At 41.7% G+C, this 6849-nt stretch carries 9 protein-coding genes; 3 read left to right on the forward strand and 6 right to left on the reverse strand.

What is annotated here, in order from left to right:
• Window positions 1-229 precede the first annotated feature (229 nt).
• From ACESMA_RS09560 to ACESMA_RS09570, 3 genes are read left to right on the forward strand one after another with little or no spacing between them, the layout of a single operon-like run.
• Window positions 230-1024, forward strand: a complete 795-nt coding sequence (locus tag ACESMA_RS09560) for a mechanosensitive ion channel family protein (RefSeq protein ID WP_372948576.1) — start codon at window positions 230-232, stop codon at window positions 1022-1024.
• Entirely contained in the window at window positions 1017-1358 is a 342-nt protein-coding gene (locus tag ACESMA_RS09565) for a helix-turn-helix domain-containing protein (protein ID WP_372948577.1), read from the forward strand. Before ACESMA_RS09560 ends, ACESMA_RS09565 begins: the two co-directional genes overlap by 8 nt.
• A gap of 19 nt (window positions 1359-1377) precedes the next feature.
• A complete protein-coding gene (locus ACESMA_RS09570; RefSeq protein WP_372948578.1) occupies window positions 1378-2226 on the forward strand; it encodes a hypothetical protein in 849 nt (282 codons plus the stop codon).
• Between the two features lie 114 nt (window positions 2227-2340).
• Here the strand turns inward: ACESMA_RS09570 and ACESMA_RS09575 are convergent, their stop codons facing one another.
• The 6 genes from ACESMA_RS09575 to ACESMA_RS09600 all read right to left on the reverse strand — a co-directional run bounded on the left by ACESMA_RS09575 (window position 2341) and on the right by ACESMA_RS09600 (window position 6768).
• Window positions 2341-2913 carry a DUF4256 domain-containing protein gene (locus ACESMA_RS09575; protein WP_372948579.1) on the reverse strand — a complete coding sequence of 191 codons (573 nt, stop codon included), beginning with the start codon at window positions 2911-2913 and terminating at the stop codon, window positions 2341-2343.
• Window positions 2914-2966: 53 nt separating this feature from the next.
• Window positions 2967-3821 carry a glycoside hydrolase family 16 protein gene (locus ACESMA_RS09580; RefSeq protein ID WP_372948580.1) on the reverse strand — a complete coding sequence of 285 codons (855 nt, stop codon included), beginning with the start codon at window positions 3819-3821 and terminating at the stop codon, window positions 2967-2969.
• An 11-nt stretch (window positions 3822-3832) separates the two neighbouring features.
• Complete coding sequence (locus tag ACESMA_RS09585) at window positions 3833-4288, reverse strand: VOC family protein (protein ID WP_372948581.1); 456 nt, start codon at window positions 4286-4288, stop codon at window positions 3833-3835.
• 169 nt (window positions 4289-4457) lie between these two features.
• Window positions 4458-4784, reverse strand: coding sequence for a DMT family transporter (locus ACESMA_RS09590; RefSeq protein ID WP_372948582.1), 327 nt, complete (start codon window positions 4782-4784; stop codon window positions 4458-4460).
• Window positions 4785-4787: 3 nt separating this feature from the next.
• A complete protein-coding gene (locus ACESMA_RS09595) occupies window positions 4788-6107 on the reverse strand; it encodes a DUF2254 domain-containing protein (RefSeq protein ID WP_372948583.1) in 1320 nt (439 codons plus the stop codon).
• 1 nt (window position 6108) lies between these two features.
• Window positions 6109-6768 carry a DUF481 domain-containing protein gene (locus ACESMA_RS09600; RefSeq protein ID WP_372948584.1) on the reverse strand — a complete coding sequence of 220 codons (660 nt, stop codon included), beginning with the start codon at window positions 6766-6768 and terminating at the stop codon, window positions 6109-6111.
• Window positions 6769-6849: the final 81 nt, after the last annotated feature.

The following is a 6849-nucleotide window of genomic DNA, read 5'->3' on the forward strand; positions in this document are numbered from 1 at the left end:
TATAAATTCCTGAAAAATACAAAAACATCAGAATTATTAAAATACATGAAATAGGAAGAATTGAAATGGTAAGGTTAGAAAATGGTAGTTTAAACCGTAAACATGGTAATAACCAATCGTTTTGGTCGTTTTCCAATAAATTATCGTTAGCAGGCATTATCCCGGGGAAATATTTCATCACGACAACATTTTGTAAGGCCATTTCCTTACTTTTATACTTTTAAAAAATATGAAACAATTTATCAGTGACCTGAAGTTGGAGGTTGTAAAATATTACGATAGCATGGTTGGTATCACCCCAAAGCTTATTGCTGCTATCTTGGTACTGCTTTTTGCCTGGTTTCTGGCCAGACAAATTCGTCGAATTTCCGAAAGAAAGCTAAAAAGGCAAATGGAGGACCCTCTGCTGGCCGACTTCCTTTCAACACTGATACGTTTTACCGTTTTTGTTACTGGTTTGCTGCTTGCGCTGAAAATAGTTGGTTTCGGTGGAATTACAGCCAGTATTCTGGCAGGCGCAGGAATTTCTGCATTTATTATTGGTTTTGCCCTGCGTGACATTGGAGAAAACTTTCTGGCAGGAATTCTGATGGCCTTTAAGCGTCCGTTCAGGGTTGGCGATTTTGTGGAAACAGGCGCCATAAAAGGGAAAATTATTGGCCTGAATATAAGGGATACTCAACTCAAAACTCCCGACGGTAAGGATGTTTATGTTCCAAATGCAATGATCATCAAGAATCCGCTCATCAACTATACCATCGATGGTTTTTTGCGGTACGAATTTGTGGTTGGTCTGCCCTCTAACTCAGATTACAATTCAACAATGAAAGCTATTGAAGATGCGGTGTTAAAAGTTGACGGAATTATTACAAAACGACGAAAACCAACCGTAAATATTACAGGCTTATCGACTGGCAGAGTTGATGTTACCGTTCATTTTTGGATCGATACTTTTACAGTTAAAGAGGAAACAGAAAATATTCGTTCGAAGGTATTTGCAGCCGTTCAGAATATTATTGAATAAAGGAGTTCCGGAAAAGTATGAAGAACAGCTAAACGGCTATTTTTCATCGGACATGCCGCAGAATTATGGCCTGCCATCAGTTGCGTGGTTTGCCGATGAGCTGAATTTATCGGCCAACTATTTTGGCGATTTGATTAAGAAGGAAACCGGAAAATCGGCGAAAGATTACATTCAGGACAAAATCATTGACCTGGCCAAAAACAAAACATTTAATACCGATAAAACCGTAAATGAAATCGCGTATGAACTGGGGTTCAAATATCCGCAACATTTCACCCGCCTGTTTAAACAGCGGGTTGGAATGACGCCAAAAGAGTTCAGGCAGTTGAATTAACCCGAAATTTGACAGAAAAATGAGCAAAAAAGTAACAAAAAAGCCTTCTAGTGAAATACCTATCACACGGCAGAGCATTTTGCCAGACATCAAAAAGTTGTTTACTTTGCTAAAAATGAACCTGTTCCTTCCTGTATTTTTAATCCTGTCAACGGTTGCTTTTTCGCAGGAAAATGAAAAGAAAAATCAAACGTTTCATTTGAACGGAAATATAACGCTGACCACAAAAGGACTTTCAACATTTCCAAACCTTACCCTGGGAAAACCGGCAGCACTTTTCGACTTTTCCATTGGTGGCGAAAAATTCAGGGTTGATCCTACATTACGGTTTGGTCTCGACGGAAAACCATGGACCTTCTTTTTCTGGATGCGATATCAGGCGGTGAATACTAAAAAATTCGGGCTACGGGTTGGTGCCCATCCGGCCTATAGTTTTAAAAACATTGAGGTAACTCAAAACGGAAACCCGAAGGAAATTTTAAGAACCCAACAATACCTGGCGGCAGAAATTGCGCCAGTGTTTTATTTGACGAAAAATATCAACATTGCGCCCTACTACATCTATTCCTATGGCGTGGATAAAGATGCGGTTCGAAACACCAATTTCATTACACTGATGGCCAACTTTTCGTCGATTAGCCTGAGTGACAAAACATTTCTTCGACTTTTAGCTCAGGCCTATTTCCTGAAAATGGATGCTTATGATGGGTTTTTTATCAATTCAACCTTGTCGCTGAACCGCCGGAATTTCCCAATTTCGGTTTCATCAACAGTGAACAAAGCCATCGATTCAACCATTCCGGGCGATGATTTTTTGTGGAATATCAACCTTATTTACCGTTTTGGTAACAACTACAGCAAACAATAAACAGTTGCAATAAACATGCGACCTCGCTGAGGTTGGGTGTTTTGAAGGTGCGATTGGTGTTTTCAATTCCAGAGGAATTGTATGTTTATAGAAAACTTCCGCAGCACTCTCTTTTCAAACCCTGAGCTTGCCCCGAAATCCCCTGGCTGCGTAATATGATTGTGCCCCGTTGTGGTAAACAAAAACCTGCCCGTAACGGAAATCGCCAAAAATGGCGCCGCCGTGTTTTCTGATTTCGGCAGGCGTTTTCAGCCAGCTTGAAGTTTTGGTGTCAAACGGACCGAATTTCTGCAGCTCCCGATATTCCTGCTCCGACAACAATTCAATACCCATTTCAGCGGCCATGTCCACAGCATTATTAGCCGGTTTGTGTTCCTTTCTCGACTCCTGCCCTTCCCTGTCGTAGCAAACGCTGCGGCGGCCTGTGGGACTTTCTGCCGAGCAGTCGCAAAAAAGGATTTCATCCGAGCTGTCATTAAATAAAATTACATCCGGTTCGCCACCAGTTTCTTCCATTTGGTAGAGCGACCATAGTTTTTCGGGACTGGATTGCAACCTGGATTCCACGCTGGCCCAATCAATTACCTTGTGACGGTTTTTATGCTTTTCAAAACGGGTTTTTAATGTTCCAAGTAAAGCTGATTGCTGTTCGGGTGAAAGCTTCGATTTGATTTCTTGTGTTTTCATGTCATATTTTTGATTTATGTATTACAGGAAATCACTTTTCAAAACGAAATGGATTATTCCTGCAAAATCTGATACACCTTCACATAATCAACAATCATGGAAACCGGGAGTTCATCCGGATGAACTTTTCCGACCCACGAACCGCCCAGTTGCTGGCTCAGGATAAAGTAAAACGGCTGGTCGAACGGCCATTGTTTCATTTCATCGTCCAGACCATCAACCCGCGGATACCGGAATGTCTCCTTTCCGTTCACCGTCCAAATCAGTACATCGGGGTGCCATTCCAGCCCGTAAATGTTCCATTCGGTCACATCGGCCCGTATGTTCCCAATTCCACGCGGCGGGTTGGAGGTATTTTTCAGCACGTTGGTGTAGCGGGTGTGCACCGTGTGGTGGATGATACTGTCGTAATTCAGGTGTTCCATAATGTCGATTTCTCCGCTGTGGGGCCAGCCGCCGTAAACTCCTTCTTCGGGCATCATCCAAAGGGCGGGCCAGGCGCCCTTTGCACATTCCTTTTTGGCACGGATTTCCACTTTCCCGTATTTGAAAGAAAACTTTCCCTTTGATTCAACGCCGCCTGTTAAAAACGGCCTGTCGTCATTTTCAATGCCCGGATTATTCATTCCCTTCAGAAAAAGTTTACCGTTTTCAACCGAATGAAGGCGCTCATCGGCAATCATGTGTTTTTTCCAGTCGGGCGACCGGTCGTAATGATTTGGTTGCGTTGAAATCTGCGACCATTTGGTGGTATCCAGTTCATTTTTATCAAACTGGTCTTCCCACACCAAAACCCAATTTTCATTTTCGTTTTGACCCAAAACACTGTTGCCTGAAAACAGAAAAGGTAAAAGAATAAGCAAACGTACAAACAGGTTTTTGAGAGAATGATTCAATCTTTTTCTCATGCGATGTTTAATTATTTGGTTGTTTTTAAATTCATTTCGGTAAAAACCTTGTCAACCGGTTCCCACAATTCAATTTTGTTTCCCTCAGCGTCCATAATATGCACAAATTTGCCATAATCAAAAGTTTCAATTTCGTCCAATACAGTTACGCCACCGGCTTTCAGTTTCAATACAAGTCCTTCTATATTCTGAACCCGGTAGTTTATCATAAATTCCTTTTCAGAAGGTTTAAAATATTCGCTTGCTATTTCAAAAGGACTCCATTGCAGGTAGTTAATCTCATCGGGTCGGTTTGCATTTCTGAATTCAAAACTTGACCCCCACTGATTTACCTCCAGCCCCAAATGTTTTGAATACCAATTTTTTGTTTTTTCAGGATCTTCAGAAAAAAAGAAAATCCCGCCAATCCCGGTAACCTTTGGTTCATTGTCCGAAGGGTTTTGAAACGCATTTTTATTATCGGTCATTTCGTTCTGTTTTTATTTATAAATTTGAAAATAAAAATACTATACAAAATATGCAAAGGTGATAACGGTTGTTTATATAGTCGTTGTTTTGTAATTTTTTACCGGCAATTTCATCAAAATATCGGTCACCTGGTATTCAGCTACTTTTTTTATCACGAAGTCCTTCATCTCAATTCGACACTACTTTTAATCCAACAATAGAGGCAATCAGTGTTGTCAGGAAAAACAGCCGCAAAAAAGTTGTTGGTTCTTTAAACACAAAAATTCCAACCAAAACGGTTCCTACAGCGCCAATACCTGTCCAAACGGCATAGGCCGTGCCAATGGGCAATGTTTGAGTTGCTTTCACCAGAAGTCCCATGCTTATGATAAGCGCCACAAGAAAGCCGGCATACCATAAATACATATCAACACCTGTAGTATGTTTTGCTTTTCCCAAACAGAACGCAAATGCCACTTCAAACAAGCCGGCAATAATTAAAATAATCCAATTCATTTTTTACGTTTTCTCCGGTTTTTCAATAATTTTCTCTACTCTTTTCTCAAGATCGCTGAGGTCATTTTTTTCATTGATGGATTCCCTGCCCAAGCGCAAAACCATATTTGCATGTTTAATAATTGCCTTTCTGTAACGCATATTTTTCGCAAATTGATGTATGGTTATCAATGCCTCCATCAACCTGATAATTACAGCGGGGCTTCCTGCCGAAAACTGCCTGATTTGATTAAAAGCGGCATCCAGAATGCCTTCAAAGTCAAGTGTATCGGCAATCACTCTGAGGTTGTTTTCGGTGTCGAACCTGAATTTTGAAGGAAATTTTGCCGTACCCAGATAACAAAGACTCGCCGTCAGGTTGTCGATGCTGGCAATGGCGGTGTACGGGTCGTTTACCCCGGGAGAAAGCGCACGGACAGCAATTTCAACCATCTGATGAATGGAAAATTCAAGGTCCTGCTGCGGTGTTTTTATGGGCCCAACTACCAGTTGCTGAAGAATTTTCGCCACCTCCCCTTTTTCAATATTTTCGTTGGAATGAAGGTGCCCGATTTCAAGCTCTTCCACCAAAAACCCTCCGGGCCTGACATTTAGCTCCAGCAGCGCATTGTTCCGGGTAATGATTTCCATCAACGTTTCACTGTCAATATACTGGAGGTAACCGCTTTTGGGAGACTCCAAAGTAACCGTTTTTGAATAGCCTGATTTTATGGCCGTGATATCAGGCCTTTTCCCACCCTCCGCTTCTTCCCCCATTTTTTCAGGAAACAATGTTTTCAGCTGCGTGGAAATAAACGCCGAAATTTCAGAAATTACTTTATCTGCCTGAATGCTGATGGCAATGCGGTGAATAAAAATAATAAGCAAAATAATATTTGCCATGGCAGCAAAAATGGCCACCAGAATTGACAACGCCGGAATAAATGTATAGTCTCCCTCTTTGATGGCCGTTAAAACGAACAGACAGTAAAGGTAGGTGGAAATGTACGACCCCAGCACCACCTGGTTCAGGCGCACATACATAAAGTTTTTGATGAGCCTCGGCCCGAATTGCGATGAAGCCAGTGTGAGCGCCACCAGCGTCACCGAAAAAACCGTTCCGGCAACGCCTATCATCGCCCCCGAAATAGTGGATAAAATGCTGCGGGCCGAATCGGCACTGTTCACCAAAAAGAAACGCGTAAGATTATTTTGGGGCAAATTAAGAATGCTGTCCAGGTAAACTAAACCAACAGAAAACAATATGGAAAATATAATGATTAACACCGGCACAAACCAGAACGTGGCTTTCAGTTCATTCCAAAAGAAAAGTAGCTTTTTCATCTTAAAAACTTAAGGTTATTCCAAAATTTACATCGTGGTACAAATTGTCGATAGGCACAACAGGGACCGAATCGTAAATATTTTGGTACAAAAAACGTAATCCCAAATAACGGGTAAAATTGTATGTCAGTTCAAAGCTGCTTGCCATCCGGTAATTGTCGAACGGATTTGAAAACGTGGGTTGAAAATAGCCGCTGATATCCAGGTCGAACAAATCGCCAAGTTTTTGTTTGAAACTGATATACGAAGTTCCCCTGAACCGTTCAACCTCAATGGGCGTGGTATCTTCAGGCAGTTTGTCGTCGGGAACTCCCTTGTAATTCCAACGCTCTGTTTCGTAAAGGCTTCCAATCCCAAAAAACAAACCGGTATTCTCTTTTGCAATGGCACGCCATCTGACGTTTAAACCGCCGGCATATTTGCTGTCGAGGCCTCTTTGCTCGCGCCAGTGCATCTGAAAAAAGGGTTCAAAAGCCACAATTTTGCTTTGAATATTCACATATTCCAGATATACAAAACCGCCACTCAGCAAATTCTCATCTCCGTAAATGCTGTACTCCACTTTGTTGGCAAGCGTAAGAGCGTGGTTTTTCAGGCGGATGGAAATATCAGACGTATTCCCGATTTCAAGGTAATCCTTTTTTACGGGTGCAGTTCTCATATTACGCAGTTAATTTTGTATAATACCTTTCAGAAAATTCATTCCAAAATCCTTTCCACCTGTTGGATTTTACGACTGTTC

It is taken from the genome of Mariniphaga sp., assembly GCF_041687215.1.
Lineage (GTDB): Bacteria > Bacteroidota > Bacteroidia > Bacteroidales > Prolixibacteraceae > Mariniphaga.

Bases quoted from the DNA above. Each gene is read 5' to 3' on its own strand.
- ACESMA_RS09560 (WP_372948576.1), top strand. From the start codon at position 230: ATGAAACAATTTATCAGTGACCTGAAGTTGGAGGTTGTAAAATATTAC.
- ACESMA_RS09570 (WP_372948578.1), top strand. From the start codon at position 1,378: ATGAGCAAAAAAGTAACAAAAAAGCCTTCTAGTGAAATACCTATCACA.
- ACESMA_RS09575 (WP_372948579.1), bottom strand. From the start codon at position 2,913: ATGAAAACACAAGAAATCAAATCGAAGCTTTCACCCGAACAGCAATCA.
- ACESMA_RS09580 (WP_372948580.1), bottom strand. From the start codon at position 3,821: ATGAGAAAAAGATTGAATCATTCTCTCAAAAACCTGTTTGTACGTTTG.
- ACESMA_RS09585 (WP_372948581.1), bottom strand. From the start codon at position 4,288: ATGACCGATAATAAAAATGCGTTTCAAAACCCTTCGGACAATGAACCA.
- ACESMA_RS09590 (WP_372948582.1), bottom strand. From the start codon at position 4,784: ATGAATTGGATTATTTTAATTATTGCCGGCTTGTTTGAAGTGGCATTT.
- ACESMA_RS09595 (WP_372948583.1), bottom strand. From the start codon at position 6,107: ATGAAAAAGCTACTTTTCTTTTGGAATGAACTGAAAGCCACGTTCTGG.
- ACESMA_RS09600 (WP_372948584.1), bottom strand. From the start codon at position 6,768: ATGAGAACTGCACCCGTAAAAAAGGATTACCTTGAAATCGGGAATACG.